At 52.6% G+C, this 23,851-nt stretch carries 17 protein-coding genes; 11 read left to right on the top strand and 6 right to left on the bottom strand.

The features are described from left to right. Positions 1-148: 148 nt before the first annotated feature. The 6 genes from A6R74_RS12200 to A6R74_RS12175 all read left to right on the top strand — a co-directional run bounded on the left by A6R74_RS12200 (position 149) and on the right by A6R74_RS12175 (position 7,441). A complete protein-coding gene (locus tag A6R74_RS12200; protein ID WP_064234747.1) occupies positions 149-739 on the top strand; it encodes a hypothetical protein in 591 nt (196 codons plus the stop codon). Between the two features lie 215 nt (positions 740-954). Further along, positions 955-2,979: an ATP-dependent nuclease gene (locus tag A6R74_RS12195; RefSeq protein WP_064234746.1), complete on the top strand. Its 2,025-nt coding sequence runs from the start codon at positions 955-957 to the stop codon at positions 2,977-2,979. Further along, positions 2,964-5,090: a UvrD-helicase domain-containing protein gene (locus A6R74_RS12190; protein WP_064234745.1), complete on the top strand. Its 2,127-nt coding sequence runs from the start codon at positions 2,964-2,966 to the stop codon at positions 5,088-5,090. The genes A6R74_RS12195 and A6R74_RS12190 overlap by 16 nt, the downstream gene beginning before the upstream one ends. Before the next feature lie 105 nt (positions 5,091-5,195). Beyond that, positions 5,196-5,480: a hypothetical protein gene (locus A6R74_RS12185; RefSeq protein WP_064234744.1), complete on the top strand. Its 285-nt coding sequence runs from the start codon at positions 5,196-5,198 to the stop codon at positions 5,478-5,480. 101 nt (positions 5,481-5,581) lie between these two features. After that, on the top strand, positions 5,582-6,460 hold the full coding sequence (locus tag A6R74_RS12180) for a hypothetical protein (protein ID WP_064234743.1): 879 nt from the start codon (positions 5,582-5,584) through the stop codon (positions 6,458-6,460). 81 nt (positions 6,461-6,541) lie between these two features. Next, positions 6,542-7,441 carry an HNH endonuclease gene (locus A6R74_RS12175; protein ID WP_064234742.1) on the top strand — a complete coding sequence of 300 codons (900 nt, stop codon included), beginning with the start codon at positions 6,542-6,544 and terminating at the stop codon, positions 7,439-7,441. Positions 7,442-7,591: 150 nt separating this feature from the next. Here A6R74_RS12175 and recD read toward each other — a convergent pair whose 3' ends face one another. From recD to A6R74_RS12155, 4 genes are all read right to left on the bottom strand, one after another. Beyond that, positions 7,592-9,841 carry an exodeoxyribonuclease V subunit alpha gene (recD, locus tag A6R74_RS12170; RefSeq protein ID WP_064234878.1) on the bottom strand — a complete coding sequence of 750 codons (2,250 nt, stop codon included), beginning with the start codon at positions 9,839-9,841 and terminating at the stop codon, positions 7,592-7,594. Positions 9,842-9,873: 32 nt separating this feature from the next. Next, positions 9,874-13,731, bottom strand: coding sequence for an exodeoxyribonuclease V subunit beta (recB, locus tag A6R74_RS12165; RefSeq protein WP_064234741.1), 3,858 nt, complete (start codon positions 13,729-13,731; stop codon positions 9,874-9,876). Positions 13,732-13,786: 55 nt separating this feature from the next. Further along, on the bottom strand, positions 13,787-14,095 hold the full coding sequence (locus tag A6R74_RS12160; protein ID WP_064234740.1) for a nucleotidyltransferase domain-containing protein: 309 nt from the start codon (positions 14,093-14,095) through the stop codon (positions 13,787-13,789). Between the two features lie 112 nt (positions 14,096-14,207). Then, on the bottom strand, positions 14,208-14,501 hold the full coding sequence (locus A6R74_RS12155) for a hypothetical protein (protein WP_064234739.1): 294 nt from the start codon (positions 14,499-14,501) through the stop codon (positions 14,208-14,210). A gap of 119 nt (positions 14,502-14,620) precedes the next feature. Between A6R74_RS12155 and pncB the strand changes: the two genes are divergently transcribed. Beyond that, positions 14,621-15,802 carry a nicotinate phosphoribosyltransferase gene (gene pncB, locus A6R74_RS12150; RefSeq protein ID WP_064234738.1) on the top strand — a complete coding sequence of 394 codons (1,182 nt, stop codon included), beginning with the start codon at positions 14,621-14,623 and terminating at the stop codon, positions 15,800-15,802. A gap of 25 nt (positions 15,803-15,827) precedes the next feature. Further along, positions 15,828-15,986, top strand: a complete 159-nt coding sequence (locus A6R74_RS22795; RefSeq protein WP_165603380.1) for a hypothetical protein — start codon at positions 15,828-15,830, stop codon at positions 15,984-15,986. 7 nt (positions 15,987-15,993) lie between these two features. On the opposite strand, the gene recC is transcribed toward A6R74_RS22795, so the two are convergent. After that, positions 15,994-19,614 (bottom strand): exodeoxyribonuclease V subunit gamma, encoded by a 3,621-nt coding sequence (recC, locus tag A6R74_RS12145; protein WP_064234737.1) that lies wholly within the window; start codon positions 19,612-19,614, stop codon positions 15,994-15,996. 156 nt (positions 19,615-19,770) lie between these two features. On the opposite strand from recC, the gene ilvD reads away from it, so the two are divergent. Both ilvD and chrA read left to right on the top strand, forming a co-directional pair. Then, the gene (gene ilvD, locus A6R74_RS12140; protein WP_064234736.1) at positions 19,771-21,453 is read left to right on the top strand and encodes a dihydroxy-acid dehydratase; all 1,683 of its coding nucleotides are present in this window, start codon (positions 19,771-19,773) and stop codon (positions 21,451-21,453) included. A gap of 92 nt (positions 21,454-21,545) precedes the next feature. Next, on the top strand, positions 21,546-22,739 hold the full coding sequence (gene chrA, locus A6R74_RS12135) for a chromate efflux transporter (RefSeq protein WP_064234735.1): 1,194 nt from the start codon (positions 21,546-21,548) through the stop codon (positions 22,737-22,739). Positions 22,740-22,834: 95 nt separating this feature from the next. Here chrA and A6R74_RS12130 read toward each other — a convergent pair whose 3' ends face one another. After that, positions 22,835-23,107 (bottom strand): XRE family transcriptional regulator, encoded by a 273-nt coding sequence (locus A6R74_RS12130; protein ID WP_008958942.1) that lies wholly within the window; start codon positions 23,105-23,107, stop codon positions 22,835-22,837. 220 nt (positions 23,108-23,327) lie between these two features. Here A6R74_RS12130 and purE point away from each other — a divergent pair, with 220 nt between their 5' ends. Continuing rightward, positions 23,328-23,843, top strand: a complete 516-nt coding sequence (gene purE, locus A6R74_RS12125) for a 5-(carboxyamino)imidazole ribonucleotide mutase (protein ID WP_064234734.1) — start codon at positions 23,328-23,330, stop codon at positions 23,841-23,843. The last annotated feature ends 8 nt before the right edge of the window (positions 23,844-23,851 follow it).

The following is a 23,851-nucleotide window of genomic DNA, read 5'->3' as shown; positions in this document are numbered from 1 at the left end:
TATACTGCCTAATGGAAATTAATATAAAAAAGAATCATAGGCTTGGGAGAATGTGGTGGGCTGCATTTGCCGGGAAAAAGTGCCAGCACGTTCATTTAATAATAGAACGCGCCGTCTAATACGCTGTTGGGCTGCATAGGGGAAACGCATGGAATCCGCTGTCTTCGGACTTGTTGGCGTAGCTCTCGGTGCGTTATTAACCGTTGCTAGAGAGTGGTGGTTCCAGAGTCGTAAGGATAAGAAAGACGCCGAGTACCTCTCAATTTTAGTGTCATGCGCGCTTGAACGTTACGCTGCCCATTGTGCTGAGGTGGTTGGGGATGATGGTCTTTGCGAGGGGCGACCTGATGAAAACGGCTACAGCTCTATTCAGGTGCAGGCTCCGAAGTTCGATTCGCATGCATTTAGTGTTGAGTGGAAGGCATTGCCGGCACTCCTCATGTACGAAGTTCTCGATTTTCCGTACAAAACGGAACTCGCAGCCCAAAGTGTTTCCGCTGCGTTCGAGTACGCGGCCACTCCCCCCGATTATTGGGAGGGGTTTGAAGAGCGCCAATTGCAATACGCACGCCTTGGTTTGGCGGCGTTGGAGTTGGCAAAAAAGCTGCGCGTCCATGTGGGGCTGCCCCTAAGAGACATTGGCGAATGGAATCCATCCGAGTACATGGAAAGAAATAAGACTGATATCGAGTCACGGCGTAAAGAGAGAACCACCCAATACATACTGACCGATGTTTAACCCACGACTATGCGCCCTCTTGTCATCCGCCCAACCCGTCATTCCACCGGGCCTGCGCGAAAAGCACCGCAGTCCGGTGAATTCAAACGTTATACAGAGCGGCACTAGAATCAGTTTTAAGCTCACATCGATCATTGGGTAATGTTTGATCGGCGACTCAGGCTCTAAAGTAATAAAGTGGTTTTAGATTAGCAACGACAAATTTTGAGGGAACAATGAGAATAAAAAATATAAAGGTTAAGAATTTTCGATTGCTTCAAGATAGCTCGCTGGATATGACTGACGGGCTAACTCTGATTGTAGGAAAAAACAATACCGGTAAAACGTCTTTTGTCGCATTACTCGAAAAATTTCTATCCAAGCCCAATCCATCGTTTAGTTTTAGTGATTTTCCGGTTTCCTTAAGAGGTAAGCTTTATGAAATTTCAGAGGAAACAGATATAGATGAGTTGAGCATAAGGCTATGTATCTCTGTGGAATATACAGATGAAGACAATCTAAAAAATATTTCTGATTTCATGCTGGATTTAGATCCAGATAAATCAGCTATCAACATAATGTTTGAAGCTCGTATAGATCATGATGGTTTACTTAATCGGGTTCCAACAAAAAAAGATGGCGCTGATGAAGATAAATATCTTGCAGAAAAAAGAAGCTTTATAGAAAGAAATGTCGGTAAGTTTATAAAAACAAAAATTTATGCGTACGATGACTCTGGCTATGAGGGGCAAAGGCCGTATTATCTTGAAAAAAGAGATGAATTAGAAGAAAAAGAGTTCAAAGTTGTTTCAAGTTTTATCAATTTTCAAGTAATTCATGCCCGACGAAATGTTGCCAGCTCAGAAGAAACGGGTAAAAGCCCGTTATCTACCGTTACGACTCAATTTTTTAAGAAATTGAATGATGCAGATGATGAACGTTTAGAGCAGGTTAGATCCGCATTAATAGATATAGATAAAAGTTTAGAGACGCAATATTCAGAGGTGTTTAGCGGCTTTTTATCAAGTGCTGCAAGCTTTCTTAGTTTAGACGGTTTGAAAGTGATTTCAGACATTGAGGCGAACTCACTAATAGGTTCTTCTTCAAAGGTTATTTATGGAACAACAGATGATTACCTTCCTGAAAACCTTAATGGTCTTGGGCATTTAAATATTCTATATCTCTTGCTCAAAGTTGAGATGGTTAAGCAGGAGTTTGAAGCGTCTTCTTCTGACATTAATTTGTTGTTTATCGAAGAACCAGAAGCACATACTCATCCCCAGATGCAATCGGTTTTTTCAAAAAAAATTCGAGAGGTATTAAACGATATACTAGGTTTGCAAGCCGTAATTACTACACATTCTTCATATATAGTTGCAAATTCCAATTTTGAAAATATTCGATACCTTTTTAAGCGCGAGGGATTGAATGTTGAGTTTAAGAATTTTCATACTGAACTTTCTGCTAAATATAAATCGGAACAAGGCGAAGAAGGTTCAAAGTTATACCAGTTTTTAGAGCAGTATCTAAAAATACAAAATGCTGAATTGTTCTTTGCAGACAAGGCAATTTTTATAGAAGGCACAACAGAGAGAATTCTTCTGCCTTGGTTTATAAAGAAGCATGACGAGAGCTGTGGTGACGATGGTTGGCATATATCTTCGCAAAACATATCGATAATTGAAGCTGGTGCTAATGCTAAAGCTTTTGCGCCGTTCTTGGATTTTATTGGTGTCAAATCATTAATCATTACCGATTTAGACTCAACGAAAAAAGAAGTAAAACCAGATAAGTCCGAAAAAAATAGGACTTCATATGTTGCTTGTCCGGTTTGCGAATCTACTCATACCAGTAACGAAACTTTGAAACATTTCTTTGGTGCGCCCGATATAAATGCCGCAGCTTTCTCTGAATGGTTTAGCAAGCTAAAAAACGGTAAGCCCACGGATACGGTTAGCAGTGTCAAAGTCGTATATCAGACGGAAGAACATGACTATCAAGCAAGATCTTTTGAAGACGCATTTTTCAATTCAAATAAGGCAGAATTAAAAAGGCTACGTGAAAATAGTGGCCTTCTAGGCCTAAAGCATAAACTCGATCTCGAAGAAATTGAAACTGCGAATATTTTTGAATTAACAGAACGTGTGCTTGATAAGAAATCCGACTTTGCTGCTTCTGTCCTCTATTTAGCGCTGATAGGCGAGGCCAATTGGGTTACACCTAAATACATTAATGAGGGGCTAAAATGGATCAGCCAGTGACTCCTCCATTTGAAAAAATAAAAGAATGTATAGAACTTGAACAATCTTTTGTTTTGCAGGGCGGTGCAGGAAGTGGTAAGACGGAAACATTAAAACGCACGGTAAGCTTTTGTTCAGAACTTTTTTCTGACAAGAAAGTTGTTTGTATTACACATACTAATAAAGCCGTTGATGAAATAATCGATCGTGTGGGGGTTGGAGTTGAAGTATCGACAATTCATTCGTTTGTTAATGCACTTGTTAAACCCTATAAGCGTAATCTTTTAAAACTTCTCCCAGAACTTTTTTGCCTTCCTCTATTCGAGGAGTTGGGGGGCGCTCATTATAATGATGATAAGACCAGAAAAAATGAAGAGCATAAGAGGTTTAAAAAATCACATGAGTTATTGACTAATAGACGTTCTATCGTAACACAGGAAGATACTCCTAATGTCACTGGAAAACGGGAATACGACAAAGATCCTAGTTCATATAATAACGCGTTAAATAAAGATATTGAACAGCTGAACGAAACCATACGAGATGCTCTTAAAGCACATCATTTTAATGATGTATTTTATAATGAAACGCCATTTGATAGTTTTAAAAATGCCACTTTTGGGCATGATGGACTTATTAAAATAGCTGCGTTATTATTTTCTCAGTATTCAAATATTGGAAAAATAATTCGCGATAAATACGACTATATATTTATCGATGAGTACCAGGATACTGATGAGAAAATTATAAACTCACTGATTTATCACGCTCCTAATAAAGGCCTTACTATAGGCTTGTTCGGTGATAGTGAGCAGGCAATTTACGAAGACGGGATAGGTTCAGCAAGAAAACTTATCGATGATGAGCAGTTAATGTTAATTGAAAAAGAAGATAATTATCGCTGTTCGTCTCAAGTAATTGATGTTGCGAATAAATTTCGTTCTGATGGTCTAATTCAAAAAGTCGGTTTAAAGGAAGTTGATGGAATACTGGAAGATCCAGATGAGCGGGAGGGAGAAGCAATTTTTTACTACTCTATTAAGCCTCCAGCACCAGTAAAACCGACTAAACCGAAGAAAACCGATTCTGATGAGGTGAATAGTGCGTATGAAACGGATAGGGCCAAGTATGATCTGCGATTAGAGGAGTATAAACTTGATATATCTCGTAGATTAGCGGATCTCACAGCTTACGCTCAGGCTGATATTGGGGAGCATGTGTTGTTGAAGTTGCCAAATAAGTCGGTGGCTCGTGATGCCAATTTCGGTAATTTGTATGAGCTATTTGATGGTAGGTTTCGCGATACAAGGGAAGAAATTAAAAAACAGCTCGATAGACTACAATTTGGTCAGCTTGCCGAGATAATTCAACTGTTTAATAGCTCTTCTACTGACAATCGCTCATACAATAAGCTGATAGGGTTGTTGAAAAAGCAGGGTTTTGTTATCAAAACTAAGCAAGATAAAAGGGAGCTGTATCACATGCTCGATGAGTTATCTTCGTCTGATGAGGCGGCATATTCTGTGATAGAACAGGCTGTCGAAGCAGGATTGATCTCATTGTCGGAAAGTCATCAATCTTATCTTAAGCGCAAGGATAAAGAGCTTGAGCGGATTAGTGAAGATAATGACATCAGTGCTTTCAAAAAATTACTAGAGTATGGATTTAGTACGAAAAAGCAAATGTGCGATTATCTTGGTGAGAATGATGACGTTGATCTGACTGCAGAGGTGGTTGAAGAAAAATACGACCAGCTTACAAAAGACGTGAAGAGCGAAGTTTTCTTTTCTGGACTATTTGGTAGTGAATTAGAATTTAAAGAGGTTTTAGCTTTTTTTAAATATGAAAACGACGACAGCAACTTCATGACGATGCATAAAACTAAAGGAACTGGCATCGAAAATGTTGTTGTGGTCTTAGATGAGTTCAATTGGAACAAGTATGATTTTGGAAGTTGTTTTAGAGCGGAAGACGATAACCCCGCTAGGCAAGCATTAACTAGAAAGCTACTTTATGTAGCATGCTCTAGGGCAAAGAAAAACTTGCGCTGTGTACGACTTCTCAATGAATTAGGGGAAGTGAAAAATATATCGAACTACTTTGATAATTGTGTGAGTGTAAATTTGGGTTGATTCATAGGTGGTCGTATAACAAGTTGCTGCACGCGGATAAATTACTCGCTACGCTCCCAATTTACCGGTGAGCAAGGCGTTAAATTTCATTAAAATGGAGACTGGATGAATATCGAACAATTAGCTGAAAAATTAAAGCCATGGATGCGGGTAGATACTTGGCACACCACTCAACCAAAGGACGATGAGCGCTTCCATTTAGCTTTAAAATCCGCATTTTCTGAGTTTGGTAGCGCGATCAGCTACGATGATTTCAAAGAAGCCATGGAGTATCTGTCAGAGGAGCTTCCATCAGCAAAGCTTGAGGCTGAATATCTGGCTCAAACAATTGAGCGATATGCTTTAAATGCAGAAACTATTTCTAGCTATCTGTCCGACGTAAAAATTTAACAAGTGCAGATAAAGGTCGCTTCTGATATCGAGCCCCTGCTGCAAGCGGTTATGTGAGCGGTACTGTATAATTGCCATTTGTAAGATAATGGAATTGAATAATGGATTGGACTGAATTGGATATAAAGGTACAAGCTGCACTTATTTCGGCAATTACATCTTTAGCTATATTTGGCTTGGGCTGGCTGTTCAGAATTACCTATGAAGCATACTCGTTAAATTACAAGCTAAAGAAAGAGTACCTATTTGAACAAAAGAAACTTATCAAAGTAGAGATAGCAAAAACAAAAGTACCTCTATTGAATTCCGCAGAAGAATTAAACTATAGAATGTGGAATTTTAATAAAAACATTAGTGAAGGGTATCATCGTATTGATAGAGATAATTGGTTTCATACCAATCAATATTATCTAAATAGCTTTATTTATAGGTTTTTGGTGTTTATGAGCTATTGCATCAAAACTGAGGAAGGTACTCTTTCAATGGACTCAACAGTAGCAGATAAGGATGATATTGTTTTTTTGAAATACGTAAAGACATTTAAAAATTTGTTTTGCGAATTCAGTCTTCTGGCTGATTTAGGCTATAAACAAAATGATGATGCCAATCATTTCTTTCGTGACGAACTCAAGGGATACTGCTCTTGGGTTGAAATTGATGGCAAAGTTTTGGATTTCGAGGATTTTAACTCTAAGCTGAAATACAGCTATGATGATTTAGAAAAAGTCATTGAATATTTTTCAAAAATTGAGAATAACGATTCTGACAAAGCACTCAATATCCTGCGATGTGCACACTTATTAGCTGTGAGTTTTTTGAATCGATTTGGACATTCATATCAACATACTGAAAAAGACAAAATGAATACTTTGAATAATTATTATAAAGAGCATTTGATAATTAAGTCAGGGTTCAAAGAGTTCATTGCGGCTAGCAAACTGGATAAAGAATTTAAGTCTGATTTTAAGACGGTTTTGTAAAAATAATAGACATAACAAGTGAAGTAAATCGACGAAAAATGCGTGGTTTTTTTAGGCGTTAGGCATTAAAGGAAAGTGTAGATGAGCATTGTGTTCTGCAACATCGGCTGGATGAAAAACTATGATGGAATTCAGGGAGATGCTATTCAGCGCGGGGGTTCATATAACAAAGACTCGGTGGGTCATGAAGTCTGTAATTTCACGCACTGCAGAGGAAAAATTTACGGATATGTACAACCAACAGGTCGTATTTCGGTAGAACGATTAGGCGCGCCAAAAGGTGCCGAGCAGGCAGATGGCGTAACGGTTGTTTGGACTGCAGGCCCGGATACTGGTGGCACGGCAATTGTGGGCTGGTATACCAACGCAAAAGTATTTCGTGATTTACAAGACATTCCTAGTCCCTGTAAGAAGCATCGAGACAACAAAATTTCAGAGTATAGAATTGTCGCATCGGCAGATAATGCACACCTAATCCCTGCTGAAGAAAGGGACTTTCTTATTCCACGACGGGTAAAAGGTGGTATCGGGCAAAGTAACGTCTGGTATGCGGATAAGCCGGAAAGTGCTGCTTTAGTTGCTGATGTAATTAAATATATACAATCCGGTACGCGAACGAGCAGATTACCCGATGTAGACACAGAAACTACAGCTAGTGAGGGAAACCCTCGGCTTGTGGCACATCTACGACGAGAGCGCAGTCCTTCGTTAGTGGAGAAGAAAAAGAAATCTGTTCTTGCCGCTAATGGAAAGCTCTGTTGTGAAGCTTGTGAGTTTGATTTTGAAGCCACGTATGGGAAGAGCGGTTACGGCTTTTGTGAGGTTCATCACTTGAAGCCAATCAGTCAAATGGATAAAGGTGAGGTGACAACATTAGCTGACCTAGCCGTGGTTTGCTCAAATTGCCACCGGATTATTCATCGAATTGATCCGATGCCAAGCATTGAACAATTCAGGAGAATTATTACGCCGAAAAGCTGATGTCTAACAAGTTGCTGCACACGGATAATTACTCGTTCCGCTCGCGATTTTCCGGTGAAGAATGCGCTATATCAGTGTTGCCTAAAAGACCGCTCCATTGCCGAAAACCGACATCACCAACGGTAATGTCGACTTTGATTACAACCTCCCCTACCCACTAACCCTCATAACCTCCCTAGTCACCGCATCATTCAATATCCCACGTTTAGCTTCCAACACTGTGAGCCAATCGCGGGCGCGGGTGATGCCTGTGTAGACCAGTTCGCGTGTGAGTATTGGATTGGGCGTTTGCGGTAGCAGCAGGGCGGTGTGCTGAAACTCTGAGCCTTGGGATTTGTGTACCGTCATCGCGAACACGGTTTCTACCGCGTGTAGGCGGGAGGGTAGCACCCAGTGGATGGGGTTTTCTGCGTCACTGGTTGGGAAAGCGACGCGCAAAAGAGACCTTCCAGGCGTGCGCGGATCAGGCACCGCCATTGTGATGCCGATATCGCCGTTCATCAATTTCAGGCCGTAGTCGTTTTGGGTGACCAGCACCGGGCGGCCTTCGAACCAGCCTTTTTCCAGCGTGTGATCGTTGCCGAACAGCAGGTTTTCGCTGCGCAATGTTTTGGCGATGCGTAGGTTTAAGCCTTCTACTCCCCACGGGCCTTTGCGAAGTGCGCACAGCAGTTGAAAGCGGCTGTAGGCGTTTAGCACTTGTTTTGCCCAGGCATCGTAAACTTCGCTGTTCTCTTCAAACGCCAAGGCCGTATCGGGCCGTTCTCTCGCTAAGGTGTTCAGGTAGTAACGGTAGCCGGTGGGCGGTGCTATTGGTTCGCCCTTGTGGTTGATGCGGCCTTCGCCTGCGTTGGGAAAACGCTCCGGGCTGCCGGTGATCACCAGGCGCTCTAGGGCGCTGTCTTCGTTTTGCGCATCTGGCTTTAACACTAAGTGGTGTAGGTCGGCGTAGCCGTTATTCAGCACGCCATGCACCGCTTGATGCTTCTCACGTTCACTGAGTTCATCGCTTAACGGCTGGTTAATCGCTTGGGCGAGCTGACCGATGCCGCTGTGGGCATTAAAGCGGTGGCTTACCCGCAGCATGGTAATGGCTTGGTCTAGCGGTTGGCCGTTGGGGTCGATTAATGCTTCCGGCAGGGGGTGGTCGGTGAGTTCGGCTAGCCACTGCGCCGTGGCGGGGGTGTAGTGGGCAGCGTCGGCGCGGCGGCATAGGTCGCCCAGCACGGCGCCTGCTTCTACCGAGGCCAGCTGGTCTTTATCCCCCAGCAGCACAAGTTTGGCGCTGGCGGGCAGGGCGCTGAGTAGCGCTGTCATCATTTCGATATCCACCATTGAGGCTTCATCTACCACCAGCACATCCAGCGCCAGCGGGTTGGCGGCGTTGTGGCGGAAATGGCGGGTGTCGGCGCGGGCACCCAACAGCCTGTGAAGCGTGGTTACTTCCGTAGGAATGTCTATTGCGCTTGATGAGGAAGCGGCTGAGTGCTCGGCTAATAAAGAGGCTAACTCGCTAATGGTCAGGTCATTGACCTGCCCGGCGATGGATTCATTTAGTCGTGCGGCGGCTTTGCCGGTGGGGGCGGCTAGGCGAATGCGCAGCGGGTGGGCGTTGGGCTGTGCCAGTTGCAGGGTTTGCAGTAGGGTAAGCAGGCGTACCACCGTGGTGGTTTTGCCGGTGCCGGGGCCGCCGGTGATGATCGCAAACGGGCTGCGGGCGGCCAGGGCGCAGGCATTCTTTTGCCAATCCAGGCTGTCGCTGGCGGGGAATAGCGTGTCTAACGCGCTTTTGAGTAGCGGGCTATCCGCCGAGCTGTTCAAAGAGCTATCCGCGTTAACCCGGTTGGCGATTTCCTGGTGTAGGGTTTGCTCGAACTGCCAGTAGCGGCGCAGGTAGAGTTTGCTGGTGTTGCCGCTGTGGCTTACCACCAGCGGCGTATTGCCGGGGCCGTCGCTGATCAGTGTGGGGTGGTTAAGCGCAGCTTGCCACTCGCTTAGCGTTAGCGTTGCCAGCACATGGCTGGGTAGCGGCGGCGGGTCGTTCAGGTCGTCGCCTTCTGGCGGTAGTGAAAGAGCAAAATCTGGGGCTTCCAGGGTGGCGGCTAAATCCAGGCACACGTGGCCACGGCCAAGCTGGTGGCTGGCCAGCGCTGCGCCCAGCAGTAGCAGCGGCGGGGCGTGTTGGCTTTCGCGCTCGAAAAAGCGCACCAGGGCCAGGTCTAAATCCCGCAGCCAGCCACGGGAAACCCAGCGCTCACACAGTTGTAACAGCGCGGCGGTATCGCTTAGCGCGGGGTGGGGTTGGGCGGCGCTGGCGGCTGATTCTGTCGGTGGTGCAGCCGATGCGGGTGAATCAGGTGCAGCGGGCGGTGCGTAATCGGCGAACAGGTCGAAGTTCATGGGTTCGTTCTTGAAAGCAGTATCTTTCTTACTCATACCACCGCCTCCTGATTAGTTGCGGCGGTGTCTGCCGTTGTGCCTGCAAAGAGGGCGTCCAGCGCTTCAATCAGCGCCACCGGGGCGGGCACGGCGTGTACCCCGCGGGCGGTGGTGCGGCTGCCGCGCAGAAATACTGTCATCGAGCCGCCCAAATGCTGGTGCGGGTCGTAGTCGGGCAGGCGCGCTTTGAGCAGCCGATGCAGCGCGAGTAGGTAAAGCGCTGCCTGCAGGTCGTAGCGCTTTTCGAGCATGGCGTTGCGCAGGGCCTCCACGGTGTAGGCGCTGTCGTCGCTGCCCAGGTAGTTGGATTTCCAGTCGAGTACGTAGAAGCGGCCTTCATGCTCGAAGGCCAAATCGATAAAGCCTTTGAGCATACCGTTGAGGGTGTCGGCATCCAACGCGGGGCGCGATACCCCAGGCAGTAAGTGGTCACTTACCAGCTCGTCCAACTTGCGCGTTCCCACCTGATGGGCGGCAAACCAGAACTCCAGCTCTACCTGGTAGCTGCCTAGTTCGCTTAGCGCCACTTGGTCGCTTTCGCTAGGTTGTGAAAGTGGCTTTGACGAAGGCAGAGGAAGAGGGACGTTGAGCAGTTCTTCAAACCAGCCCGCCAGGGTGTCGTGCCACGCCTGCCAGCCGCGTAGCTGTACCCGCCGACGCAGCATATCTTCCCGCGCGGCGGGGTCTTCCAACGCCTTGTTAAAGCCTAGCTGGCCTGCCCACTCTAAAAGCCCATGCAGAAAGGTGCCGGGGCCGGGGCCACGCGGAAAGCGGTGCAGGTGAAACGCTTCGGTGTTGATGGCGTTGTCGTGGGGCTCGTCCAGCACTTCCAGGGTGGTGGCTTCCTGGGGCGTGGTGGGTTCCGGCGTGGGCGTTGGCTGCGCCGTGGGTATCGCTGCTGAGATAGCCCCCGAGGTGCACAGCGCCGAGTAGCTGGCGATCCACCACTGTTCCCGGGCGGGGCGTAGCGGGGTGCGAGCGTGGCCCAATGCCTGCTGTTCCGGCGCGGGAGTAAAGCGCAGTGCGGTGGGCTCCGGCGCGGGGCTAAGCGCGATATCGCTGCCTTCCACCAGTTCACCTAGCGCTTGGGTAAACCCGCTGGGGGCGATGGCGTTGCCGCCGTTAATCAGGTAGCCGATGGCGCTGTTTTCGCTGCCTTTTAGCGCTGCTAGTCCCAGCCAGGTGGCGTGGCGGGCGCGGGTGAGCGCGACGTAGAGCTTGCGCAGGTCTTCGCCCAGGCGTTCGCGGTCGGCGGTGGCCAGCGTGGCTTCATCGGCGCTTAGGCTGAGTTGCAGCCTGCCTTCGCTGTCGTGCCAGCGAAGCGGTAGGTCGCTGTCGCTGACCGGGCGGTGGTTGGCGATAAACGGCAGGAACACCAACGGGTACTCAAGCCCCTTGGATTTGTGGATGGTGACGACCTTGACCAGGTCGGCGTCGCTCTCCAGGCGCAGCTTGTGGCTGTCGCCGTGGCTATCCGGGTCGGCAATGGCTTCTGCCAGAAAGCGAATCAGCGCGTGTTCGCCATCCAACTCTTGGCTGGCGTGTTGAAGCATTTCGCCTAGGTGGAGCAGGTCGGTTAGCAAACGCTCACCCTCGGCGAACTCGCCCAGCAGCCGGGCGGCAATATCAAAATCGACCATCAATCGGCGCACTAGTGGCAGCACGCCTTGGCGTTGCCACAGGCGGTGGTAGTCGCTGAACTGTTCGACCCGCGCTTCCCAGGCCAGCTCGCTCTGGTTGAGGTGGTCGAGCTCTTCTAGGCTGAGCCCAATTACCGGCGTGGCCAGGGCGGCGCGCAGCTTGGCTTCCGCTTGGCGGGAGTTGGCCTGGGGCTCGGCGCAGGCGCGCAGCCAAATGGCCAACTGCGGGGCGATGGGGGAGCTAAACACCTTGTCGTGATCGGAAAGATAAACGCTCTTAATGCCCCGGCTGGCCAGCGCCAGACGAATCGCCCGTGCTTCCTGCAGGCCGTTAACCAGCACCGCCATGTCCGAGGGGGCCGGCGGAGTGAGTGGTTGCTCTCCGTTACCGTCCCCAGGTTCAACAACGGGTGCAAAGCCCGCCTGCAACTCGCGGCCTGCTTCCAGTAGCGCGGCCATATGCGAGGCGCAGCGCTCGGCCATTTCGGTTTGGTAGGCGGTTTTGGAGAGCGGCTCGTCGCTTGGAAGATCCCATAGGGTCATCGCGGGTAGCGGTTGGCCGTTGAGTACCAACGTGTCCTTGGTGCCTTTGGCCTTGACGGGGTTAAACGGCAGCGGGTTGTCGCCATCGTCCAAGCGGAACAGAAAGGCCCCGGCGTCGTGCTTATCGGCATAGCTAAAACAGTGGTTGACCGCATCGACCATCGCTTTGCTGGAGCGAAAGTTGGTGCCTAGCGTTACATGGCGGCCATCGGTGTCGTGGCGGGCCTGCAGGTAGGTGAAGATATCCGCGCCGCGAAAGGCGTAGATGGCCTGCTTGGGGTCGCCGATCAGCAGAATGGCGCTGTCGCGGCGGGGCGTAGCGACGTCATACACGGCGTTAAAAATGCGGTACTGAATCGGGTCGGTGTCTTGGAACTCGTCGATTAGCGCCACGGGGAACTGGCGCTGGATCTGTGCTGCCAGGGCGTCTTTATTAGGGCCTTTTAGAGCGCGGTCTAAATGAGTGAGCAGGTCGTTGGGGCCCATTTCGGCGCGGCGCTCTTGCTCGCGCTCCAGCCGGGCGCGGCACCACTGCACGGCGTGAATCAACAGGTCGTTGCGGGGCTCGGGCAGGGCATCTAACGCTGCCGGTAGCTTCGCCAGTGCTTGCCATACCTGCGGGCAGGGCGGCGCGCCCTCTTTCCAGATATCGGCCATGCCGTCCGGCGTCATGCGTTTCCAGGCGGCGTCGGTGAGCGCGGGGCGGTCGGCGTCGCTTTCGCTCCATTCGCGCAGCGCGCCTAGCCAGTTGGCGCGGCTTTTGGCGTTGAAGCTTTGGCCTTTGAAGGCTTTGCTTTTGGCGGCGTCTTCCAGGGCGGGCACCAGTTCATCCAGCCAGGTGGGCCAGGAGGCTTTGAGTTCTTTGAGCTGGGCGCTGCGTTCGGCCTGGGTGGCGGCCAGGGTTTCGCGGGGTTCGGGTTTTTCGCCGCCCAGCGCTTCGCTTTCGGGCAGCAGCCGTTGCAGCGGGGCGTGGAGGTCGTCTGGTGATTGCCAGTAGCGGGTGACAATGCCGAGGGCGTCGCTGTCCAGCGGGTAGTAGAAGCTGCGCCAGTAGTCGCGCACTACTTCCTGTTCCAGCTCGCGCTGGTCGTTCTCTAAATTAAGCGAGAACAGGCTGCCACTATCGAAGGCGTGCTCGCGCAGCATGCGGTAGCACCAGCTGTGGATGGTGGAAACCGCAGCTTCGTCCATCCACTCGGCGGCCAGCGCTAAGCGCCGCGAGCAGGCGGGCCAGGTGGCGGGGTCGTATTGGCCGCGGAGTTGGAGGAGAAGTGGATCGTCCTCAGGCTCGGAAGCAGGCCACTCCGAGGGCGCTGTGAACCCATCCCTGGGCGCTACTTTTTCCATCCCTGGAAAAAGACCCTCTCCGTGACCTGCTTCCTTCGCGTCTGGCGCCTTACGAAACACTTCAGCCGCTTCTACCAAGCGGTTGCGGATGCGTTCGCGTAGCTCTTGAGTGGCGGCGTTGGTGAAGGTAACAACTAAAATTTCCGGCGGCGTGAGCGGGCGAACAAACGCGGTGTCGTCGTCAACGCGGTGGCCGCCGAGTACCAAGCGTACGTAAAGCAGCGCGATGGTGAAGGTTTTACCGGTGCCCGCGCTTGCCTCTATCAATCGGCTGCCGTGGAGCGGGAGGCTCAATGGATCGAGTGGGGCGGGCTGGCTCATAAGAAAATAGTGTCAAACTCAGTGGTGAAATCTTGGCTGGCGGGGAACAACTGACTCATGCTGCTTCCTCGCTATCAATCGGGTGTGACTGTGCTAAGGCGATTGCCTGAAAGGGTGTGGGCTCATCAGTCGATACATAGCTCACAATATCCACCGGCAACTGCAGGCGCTCCTCTAGGGCCATTTTAAGTTCGGCGCAAGCAAGCAGTGGTATCGCTGTACGGGTGATCATCAACAGATCAACATCACCGCCGCGCTTGGTATCATCCAGTCGCGAGCCAAACATGTGGACTTGCACAGAAGGCTTAATGAACTCGCGGACACTAGCAAGAATAATGGCACGCTGTGTTTGAGTAAGTCGCATTAAGGTAGCTCCTTGCTTGTTAGGGTCTCTTACTGGATTTACTGGAGCTTCGTCACCTAGCAATTGAGTGCCCAGCCACTCCTAAAGCATTCCGTTCGCCTAAGTAGCCTATCTAACCAATAGGGCGCGCTTCGGCTAAAACTTTCGCTTGGGTGGGGGATGGCTCATCAGTCGATATATAGGTCACTATATTCACTGGCATCTTTAGGTATTCTTCAAGTATGTCATTTAGTTTACTGCAAGCCTTTGACGGTATCTCTTGCTGAGAGATCAGCAGTAGATCCACACCGCCGCCTAACTGGGTATCATCCAGCCGCGAACCAAAGACACGAACGTCCACATCAGCATCAATTAACTCTTCCACTCCAGAGAGGATGATAGCGCGATGTGTTTGTGTAATACGCATAAGACCGCTCCTAAACTGTATGAGAACCCCGCCACCTGATAATCTTGTCACTGAGCCACACTAGGTGCATTTTAGTTTACGCTACCGGCGGCTTCGGTTCACTCTAACGATGGGATCTCATGCTGACATCGCTGCTGGATAATGACTTCTATAAAATCACGATGCAAAACGCCGTGATTAAACGTTTTCCCTATGCCCATGCGCGCTACGCCTTTATCAATCGTGGCAAGCACGCCTTTCCTGATGGATTCGGCGCTGAGCTGCGCCGTGAAGTTGATAAGATGGCGGAGCTTCGCTTGAGCGATGAGGAAAAGCGCTATCTTGAAAACACCTGCCCTTATCTCGACCCTACCTATCTCGATTTCCTCGCCGGGTTTCATTACAACCCCAGCGAAATAATCATCGAGCAGCAGGGGAGCGAGCTTTCGGTGATCATCGAAGGGCCGTGGTATCGCACCATTTTGTGGGAAGTGCCGCTGATGGCGTTGATCAGCGAGCTTTGGTACCGCGTGCGCGGGGTGACGATCACGCCGGAGGCTGATGCGCTGATTGAGCAGCGCGCCCAGGAGAAGATCGAACTCTACCGCCGCTTAGGCCTAAAGATTGCCGAGTTTGGCACTCGCAGGCGCTTCTCGTTTGATGTTCATGACCGCGTGGTGGGCGAGCTTGGCCACCATGGTGGCGAGGCGTTTAGCGGCTCCAGCAATGTGCTTTTAGCCATGCGCCACGGAGTTAAACCGATCGGCACCCACGCCCATGAGTGGTTTATGTTTCACGGTGCCCGCTTTGGTTTCAAAATGGCCAATAGTTTGGCGCTTGAGCACTGGGTGGATGTGTATCGCGGTGATTTGGGTATTGCCCTAACGGATACGTTCACCTCGCGAGCGTTTTTTGAAAGCTTTGACAAGAAGTTCGCCAAGCTCTTCGATGGCGTGCGCCATGATAGCGGCGACCCTATTGAGTTTGCCTCACAGACCATCGCCCACTACGAGCGCCTGGGCATCAACCCGCTGAGCAAGACGATTATCTTCTCCGATGCATTAACGCCGGAGCGGGTCGAGCGTATCCACGCTTTTTGTCAGGATCGTATTGGGATGGCGTTCGGCATCGGCACTAACTTCACCAATGATGTTGGCGTCGAACCGATGAACATGGTGGTCAAAATGGTCGAAGCGCGCCCAGAAGGGCAGGGCTGGCTGCCGGTGATCAAGCTCTCCGATGTGCCGGAAAAAAACACCGGCGACCCGGAAATGATCGCCCTGGCGAAGCGGGTATTGTCGCTGAGTCAGAAGAACTATTAGGGCCTAACCTATAGGAGATACTTTTATGACGATTGCCACACAGTTGGAAGCACGAGGGGAAGCCAAAGGTAAAATCGAAGGCAAAATTGAAACCGCTCGAAACCTCCTGAAAGAGGGCGCCGATCCTCAGTTCGTCGCCAAGGTGACAGGGCTAACTTTGGAAGACGTTAAGCGTCTTCAGTAACTAAACATTAATTCTTCACCGATTTGTGCAACGGCGCATAGAGCGCCTCGGTCAGTGCGGCGAAACTATGTCCTAGGGCGCGCTCACTAAACAGCCGCTCAAAGCTAGGCCATTGGTGTGAAAGGTAGGCACTTTGGGCGACTTCGCCGGTTTGGAAACGGCCGCCTTCGTAGGCAGTTTCGGCGGCGGCGTAGGCGTCGCTGTCGGCCTCAAATTCTGGCGTTCCCTGCTTAGCTAACCAGGCGAAAGCCGCCTGCGGGGCCAATGGGAGCGGTGCCTGCATGCCATCGCACCAGGCGCTGAGCAGGGCTTGTAGCTGGAAGCGGGCATTGTCGGCGTCTAGCGGTTCCAAGCGTACATGGCCCGCTTTGGAGAGTAGCTGGGTGGTCATTGGGCGCTCACTATTGCCCGCTAAGTGGGCCACCCAAGGGCGCAGCAGGTGCTGCCAGCGGTATTGGCCACGGCCGCGCCCTTGGCTGATTAGGCTGCTGCTGAGCAGTAGCAGGCGGCAGCGGTTACCCGCATCATCCTGGCGTAGCTCCCCCAGCCAATCTTCCAGCGTTATCTTTCCTTTAGCTCCTTCAGCCCCTTCAACAACATGCACCGCCTGGGGGGCTGAGACTACTTGAGGCCACTCTTGCAGCGCTTCTTCGTAGGCGTCGAACAACGCTTCCATCGGCTCCGCCAACGCTTCGCGCATCCGTTCACCAAAGGCACCCACTGCTAACACTCCCTGGCCTTTAAAACGTTCCAGAACCGCATGCAGCGCTTCAATACGCGGCTGGCCGTTATCCACGGCGTGGCGTTGGGCGGCGATTAACTGATCCTGTAACTGCCAGTTCTGTAGTCCGTCCAAGGTGAAGGGTTCAACGTCCAGCTGGATGAGTTCTTCCTGCTCGAAATAGACGCCCAGGCGGTGATTGAAAAACGCCTTGGCTGGTTCACGCAGAAAACCGCCTAGCTGGGCCAGGGTTAACGAAACCGGTTGTTCGCTCTCTGCTTCCAGCCTTGGTGGGGGCGCGCCAGGGCTGTTTGTATTTCTAGGGGCGTGCAGGGCGTGCCACTCGTGGGCGTAGGTAAATAGCCGTGCTTGGGCGGGGGAGTCGCTTAATTGATCAGTAAAGTAGCGGCGGCTAAACGGCTGTAGCGGGTGCTCGGTGGTCAAACTTTCCAACAGCGGCTCGCCGCTCTGGGCTTGCCAGCCTGCTTCAAGATGATCGCGCAGTTGGCCCACCAGCACCGAGGGCGGCATCGGGTTGTTGTCGATTTGGCTGCGGCCTACCCAGCTAATATAGAGCTGCTGGCGGGCGGAGAGCAGCGCTTCCAGAAACAGGTAGCGGTCATCTTCCCGTCGCGAGCGGTCGCCAGGGCGGTAGTCGCTGCCCATCAGGTCGAAATCCAGCGGTGGCTGGGAGCGGGGGTACTCGCCGTCGTTCATACCCAGCAGGCACACATGTTTGAAGGGGATTGCACGCATCGGCATCAGGGTGGCGAAGTTGACCGCCCCTGCAAGAAAACGCTGGGAGAGGCTATGTTCGTCGATCTGCCCCAGCCAGTGTTCGCGTACCATGGAGAGCGGCAAGGGATCAACAAGCTCGGCCTCTTCGGTGCTGTCAAACAGCTGCTGGAGCGCGGTCTCCAGCTTTGTGAGCATCACGCTTTCTTGGGCGTCGTCGGTGAGAAAATACGTTTCAAGTAACTCGCGCAGCCGGGCCACCCAGGTGGCGGCGTCGGTGGGCTGGCAGAAGGTTTCCCAAGTGCTTTCCAGTTTTTCCAGCAGGTTCGCCAGCGGGCCTGCCAGTGAGGCTTCCAGTCCGCCAATATCGTCAAACGGCTCGATGCCTTGCCAGGCGTCGGCGCTACCTACCGTGTAACCCAGCAGCAGGCGGCGCAGGCCAAAGGCCCAGGTGTTCTGGGTCAGGCCTTCAGGTAGATCCAACCGAGTGCGCTGTTCTGCATTCAGCCCCCATCGGATGCCTGCCCCTTCAATCCAGCGGCTGAGCGTCGGCAGGTCGTGCTCATCAATGCCAAAGCGGGTACGCAGCGCGGGGACTTCCAACAGGTCTAACAGGTCGCTTACCGATAGGCGCAGCTCCGGCAGGCGCAGCAGTTTTTCCAGCGCAATCATCATCGGCAATCGGTGGCGGCTGGCCTGATCCGACAGCGTGTAGGGAATGTAGCGCGGGTCGTCGGGTTTCGAATGATAACTACCAGAAGCTGAACGGTACTGGCCGAACACGGCTTCAATATGCGGCGCGTAGCGGTCAACATCCGGCACCATGACGATAATATCGCGGGGGCGTAAATCCGGGTCGGCGCTAAATGCCGCGAGCAGTTGGTCGTGAAGGATCTCCACTTCCCGCTGGGGGCCGTGAGCGATATGAAACACGATAGAGTCGTCGCTGGCCGGGTCTAGCGCGGGCCAGTGGGTTTGGGTCTCTGCTACCGGGCGCAGCTCGCGGATATCGTCTTGGAGTTGGCTGAGTAGGCAGCTGTGTTCGGCGTCGCTAAACGGCTCAAACATATCAATACGCAGCGCCTGCTGTTCGAATAGGGTCTGGTAGTTGCCCGAATCGTCGTGTTCATCGAGCAGGCGAAGATAGTCGCGGCCCTGTTTGCCCCAGGCGGCTAATAGCGGTTGAGCGTGCAGGTGTAGGGCATCGCTGGCATCACCGGTGCCCAGCACGTCTAACGCATCCGGCATGCCCGCTTTGCGCTGCTGGCGATAGCGGCTGGCGCGGAGCAGATCCTTATGTTCGATGATATCCGCCCAGTAGTACTGGCAGGGGTTGTGCACACAGAGCACAATTTGGCAGCAGCGCGACAGCGCCGCCAAAGCTTCCAGCGTCTGTTGCGGCAGCGATGAAATGCCAAAAATAATCAGCCGCCGGGGCAGCCCGTTCGGGCAGTCTTGGCCTTCAAGCTGTTTAGCAACTTCCAAAAAGCGGCTGTGTACCTGGGCGCGGCTGCTGTTAAGGCCTGCCTCGCCCTGGGTGTTGGCCACGTCATCGCGTAGGGCGCGCCATAATGCGGGCTGCCAAAGCTGGTGTTCTTCTAGGGGGCGGGCTTCGCCACGGGCGGTGATTAATACGTCGTTGCCCTTCGCCCAGGCGTCCAGCCAGTCGGCGCGGTAGACCTGATACTGATCAAACAGATCCGCCAGCCGCTCGGCTAGTTGGTAATGCTTACGCTGGTCGCGATCAATCTCTAAAAAGCGTGCCAGCGGGGCAAAGGCTTTCTGCTCGGCAAGGCTAGGCAGCAGGCGCAGTAAGCGCCATATCAGCCGCGATTTATCAAATGGCGAGGTTTCGGGAACCGCCTGATCGTCATGGGTCAGCTGCGTCAGCACCGTGCGGTAGGCCTGCCATAGAAAACGCGCAGGCAGCGTGACGTTCAGCGCTGCTGCAATGCCCGCCCCGCCTTGAGCCGGGTCTTCTGCCAATGCCAGTTTTAGCCACTGTCCGATACCGTTGCTCTGCACCAGAATAGTTTCATTTTCTAGCGGCGAGAGCGGGTGTCGGCGCATCCACTCCACTGCCAAACCGCGCAAATCTTCCAGGCGATTGGCGTGTACCACCATAAAGCCCGGCGCTAACGGCGTTTTTGAGAGCAGTGGGTTTGCAGGCATGCACGGTGTTCCCTAATGGCTGAGTAGCTTGGAAGATGGTTCCTTCACGGCTGGGTAGCAGCTAAGTGTATGGTGCCATAAGTTAATCGTCTTGCGGGATGGGGATTATATCGCCAAGCTATGCGGATACCGTGAACAACGCTAAGAGAGAACCTAATGACCGAGTCTACCAATAATTCCCGCCGCCACTCTGCTCAAGTGGTCGATGGCCCCGGCAAAGCCGCTAGCCGCGCCATGTTGCGCGCCGTGGGCTTTAATGACGAAGATTTCAAAAAGCCTCAGGTGGGGATTGCTTCTACCTGGAGCATGGTGACGCCGTGCAATAGCCATATTAATGAGCTGGCCGAGTTTGCCCGTGATGGCGCGGACGCGGGCGGTGGTAAAGGTGTGATTTTCAATACCATCACCATTTCGGATGGTATTGCCAACGGCACCGAAGGTATGAAGTATTCACTGGTATCCCGGGAAGTGATCGCCGATTCCATCGAAACCGTCGCGGGCTGCGAAGGCTTTGATGGCTTGGTCGCGATTGGCGGCTGCGATAAGAATATGCCGGGCTGCCTGATGGGGTTGGCGCGCTTGAACCGCCCCAGTGTGTTCGTGTACGGCGGCACTATTATGCCCGGCAAAGGGCACACCGATATCGTCTCGGTGTTTGAAGCGATGGGTGCGCATTCCCGTGGTGATATCGATCTGATCGAGCTTAAAAACATCGAAGAAACGGCGATTCCTGGGCCAGGTTCCTGTGGTGGTATGTACACCGCCAACACCATGGCCTCGGCGATTGAAGCGCTGGGTATGAGCCTGCCGGGTAGCTCGGCGCAGAACGCCATTTCCCAAGAGAAACGTGACGATTGTAAAGCCGCGGGCGAGGCGGTGATGGCGCTGCTGGCTGACGATATCAAACCTTCCGATATTATGACCCGAGAGGCGTTTGAGAATGCGATCACCGTGGTGATTGCCCTGGGCGGCTCCACTAACGCGGTACTGCACTTGATTGGCATGGCGCGCACCATTGGCGTTGAACTTACCCTTGCTGACTTTACCGAGATTGGTAAGCGTGTGCCGGTGCTGGCTGATCTGCGCCCCAGTGGCCACTACATGATGAGCGAGCTGGTAGCGATTGGCGGTATTCAGCCGCTGATGAAAATGCTGCTGGATGCCGGTCTACTCAACGGTGAGTGCTTAACCGTTACGGGTAAAACGCTGGAAGAGAACTTGGCTGAGGTCGAGCCCTATCCTGCTGAGCCGCCGATTATCGCCCCCTTAGGTAACCCGATTAAAACGGAGAGCCATCTGCGCATGCTTTACGGCAACCTCGCGCCGGAAGGCGCGGTAGCGAAGATTACCGGCAAAGAAGGCACGCGCTTCTCGGGTTCGGCGCGGGTATTCGGTTCGGAAGAAGAGGCGCAGGCGCGCATTAACGATGGCACGGTGGTCGCGGGTGATGTGGTGGTGATTCGCTACGAAGGTCCGAAAGGTGGCCCGGGTATGCGCGAAATGCTCACGCCGACATCCGCGATTATGGGCCGAGGCCTAGGCAATGATGTGGCGCTGATCACCGATGGACGTTTCTCGGGCGGTAGCCACGGTTTTGTGGTCGGACATGTGTCACCAGAAGCCTTCGACGGTGGCCCGCTGGCGCTGGTGGAAAATGGCGACACCATCACCATTGATGCGGAAGCGGATACCATCGACGTGGATATATCGGATGATGAAATGATCCGCCGCCGCGCTGCGTGGCAGCAGCCGGAACCCCGTTACACTCGCGGCGTATTGGCCAAATATGCGCGCTTGGTTAGTTCGGCGAGTACCGGCGCAGTGACTGACCAGGAGTAACGCACGTTAAAATGACGTTGTCATAAAGCGTTAAAGCGCAAGGCTTATAATCAAAGCCTTGCGCTTTTTTAATTGGTTAGCAGGTGACCAGCATGGTGGAGCAAACGCAGGCGCGAGGTCGTGTCAGTGAGATTTTTTGGGCATTTTTAGCGCTGGGCTTAACATCCTTTGGCGGCCCAGTAGCGCACCTGGGCTATTTTCGTACCGCTTTTGTGGAACGCCGCAAGTGGCTAACCGAAAGTGCCTACGCTGATTTAGTCGCGCTTTGTCAGTTTTTGCCAGGGCCCGCGAGTAGCCAAGTAGGCTTTGCCTTAGGCTTAATGCGTGCAGGGCCCTGGGGCGCGGCCATGGCGTGGCTAGCGTTTACGCTACCTTCCGCGATTGTGCTGGTGCTGTTTGCCTTTGGCGCAGCGGTGCTCGATGGCCCTATCGCCAGCGGTATTATTCACGGCTTGAAAGTGGTGGCGGTTGCCATTGTTGCTCACGCGGTATGGGGCATGGCGCGCAACCTCTGCCCCGATAAAACCCGTGCGGGAATAGCACTTGCGGCAGTATTTACGGTGGTACTAGTCAGTGGCCCGCTGGGCCAGGTCGCGGCGATTGTGTTAGGTGGCTTCGCCGGACTCGCACTTTGTAGGGATAGCTCTGCTGGTAAAACAAGTGACTCGCTGCATTTTCCGGTATCGCGCCGAGCAGGCATGGTGGCGCTGGGTTTATTCAGTGGGCTGTTGATTCTACTGCCGCTATTAGCAGGAGCGACGGTTTGGTTAGATATCGCTGATGGGTTTTACCGCTCAGGTGCGTTGGTGTTTGGTGGTGGGCATGTAGTGCTGCCGCTATTAGAAGCGGAAGTGGTGCAGTCGGGCTGGGTTACCCCAGATGAGTTTTTGGCAGGCTACGGCGCGGCACAGGCGGTGCCAGGGCCGTTATTTACCTTCGCGGCTTATCTGGGCGCGCTGTTGCCCGGTATCAATGGTTTAGTTGGCGCTTTGTTGGCGCTGTTGGCGATTTTCATCCCCGGCTTTTTGCTCTTGGTGGGGGTGTTGCCGTTTTGGAATCAATTTCGTCAGTGGGGCAGTGCCCAGGCGATAATGCGCGGAGCCAATGCAGCGGTGGTAGGTATTTTAGGCGCAGCGCTTTATCAGCCGGTATGGACGAGCGCAATTGTAGGGAAAGAAGAGTTCGCTTTGGCACTGACAGGGTTTTTACTGCTAACCGTTTGGAAGCTGCCCGCTTGGGTAGTGGTCGCAGTGATAGCACTGGGAGGGATTGCGATTGCGCCTTGAGGAAAAGCTAAAGAGGAAATGAAAAACGCTTTGCCAGACCGCCGTGAGGCGGCCTGTGATGAGTAGCGGAGTGGGAACAGCAGAAAAAGTGTCTGCTATGGCGCCTCCAGCTCTAAGGTGCGACGCAGGGCGTGGAGTTCGTCCACTCCCAGATGCTCTAGCCTTCCGGCGAGCAAGTCGCTAATTTTCTGAACGGGAAGCCCTGCCCGGCGGGCAATTTCTCGGCTTCCTAGGTCTGATACAGCGATCAGACGCGTGATAATACGCATCAATCGCGTACGTTTTTCAAGTTCCCTGACGTCGAGGTCAGGGCTGCTTCGCGGAGGATCAAGCTGTTCCGCAGTGGCAGTTGCGCGTGCCGTGCTCATGTGGCTCCATCAGTCTGAAATGACAAACACACAATGCCGCCAACCGGGGCGCATTTCAATGCCTATTTTGATGAAAATTTCACGACCTCAGCAAAGCCCGCAAAGGGGCTAGCTCTGGTAGACTATTCGCCTTCCTATTTTGATGTGTGCCTGACGCGGTGCACGCTGTTTTTTCAATTTAGTTTCGCTTTTTATAGGCCGTTGGGCCGAGGAGTTTTGCATGTCATCGAACAGCGCACCCAAGGTGGGCGTGATCATGGGATCCAAGTCTGATTGGCCGGTCATGGAGCACGCTGTCTCTATGCTAGAGCGTTTGGGCGTGGCTTATGAAACGCGGGTCGTCTCGGCGCACCGCACGCCTGACCTGCTGTTCGACTATGCCAAGAGTGCTGCCGAGCGCGGTTTGCAGGTGATTGTGGCAGGCGCGGGCGGTGCTGCTCACTTGCCGGGTATGGTGGCTTCGCAAACAGCGCTGCCGGTGCTGGGTGTGCCGGTGGAGTCGAAAGCCCTGAAAGGCCTGGATTCTCTGCTCTCCATCGCGCAAATGCCGGGCGGCATTGCGGTGGGCACCTTGGCGATTGGCAAAGCGGGCGCCACCAACGCAGGCTTGTTGGCGGCGCAAATTGTCGGCCTGCAAGATGCCACTGTACGCAGCGCAGTAGAAGCATTTCGTGCTGAGCAGACGCAGAAAGTCCTTGATAACCCGGATCCGCGCCCTGAGCCGGAAGCAGAATAAGGAGCCTG

The organism is Halomonas sp. ALS9, from assembly GCF_001651035.1.
Taxonomy (GTDB): domain Bacteria; phylum Pseudomonadota; class Gammaproteobacteria; order Pseudomonadales; family Halomonadaceae; genus Vreelandella.
This window is presented reverse-complemented; position numbering and strand designations above follow the sequence as displayed.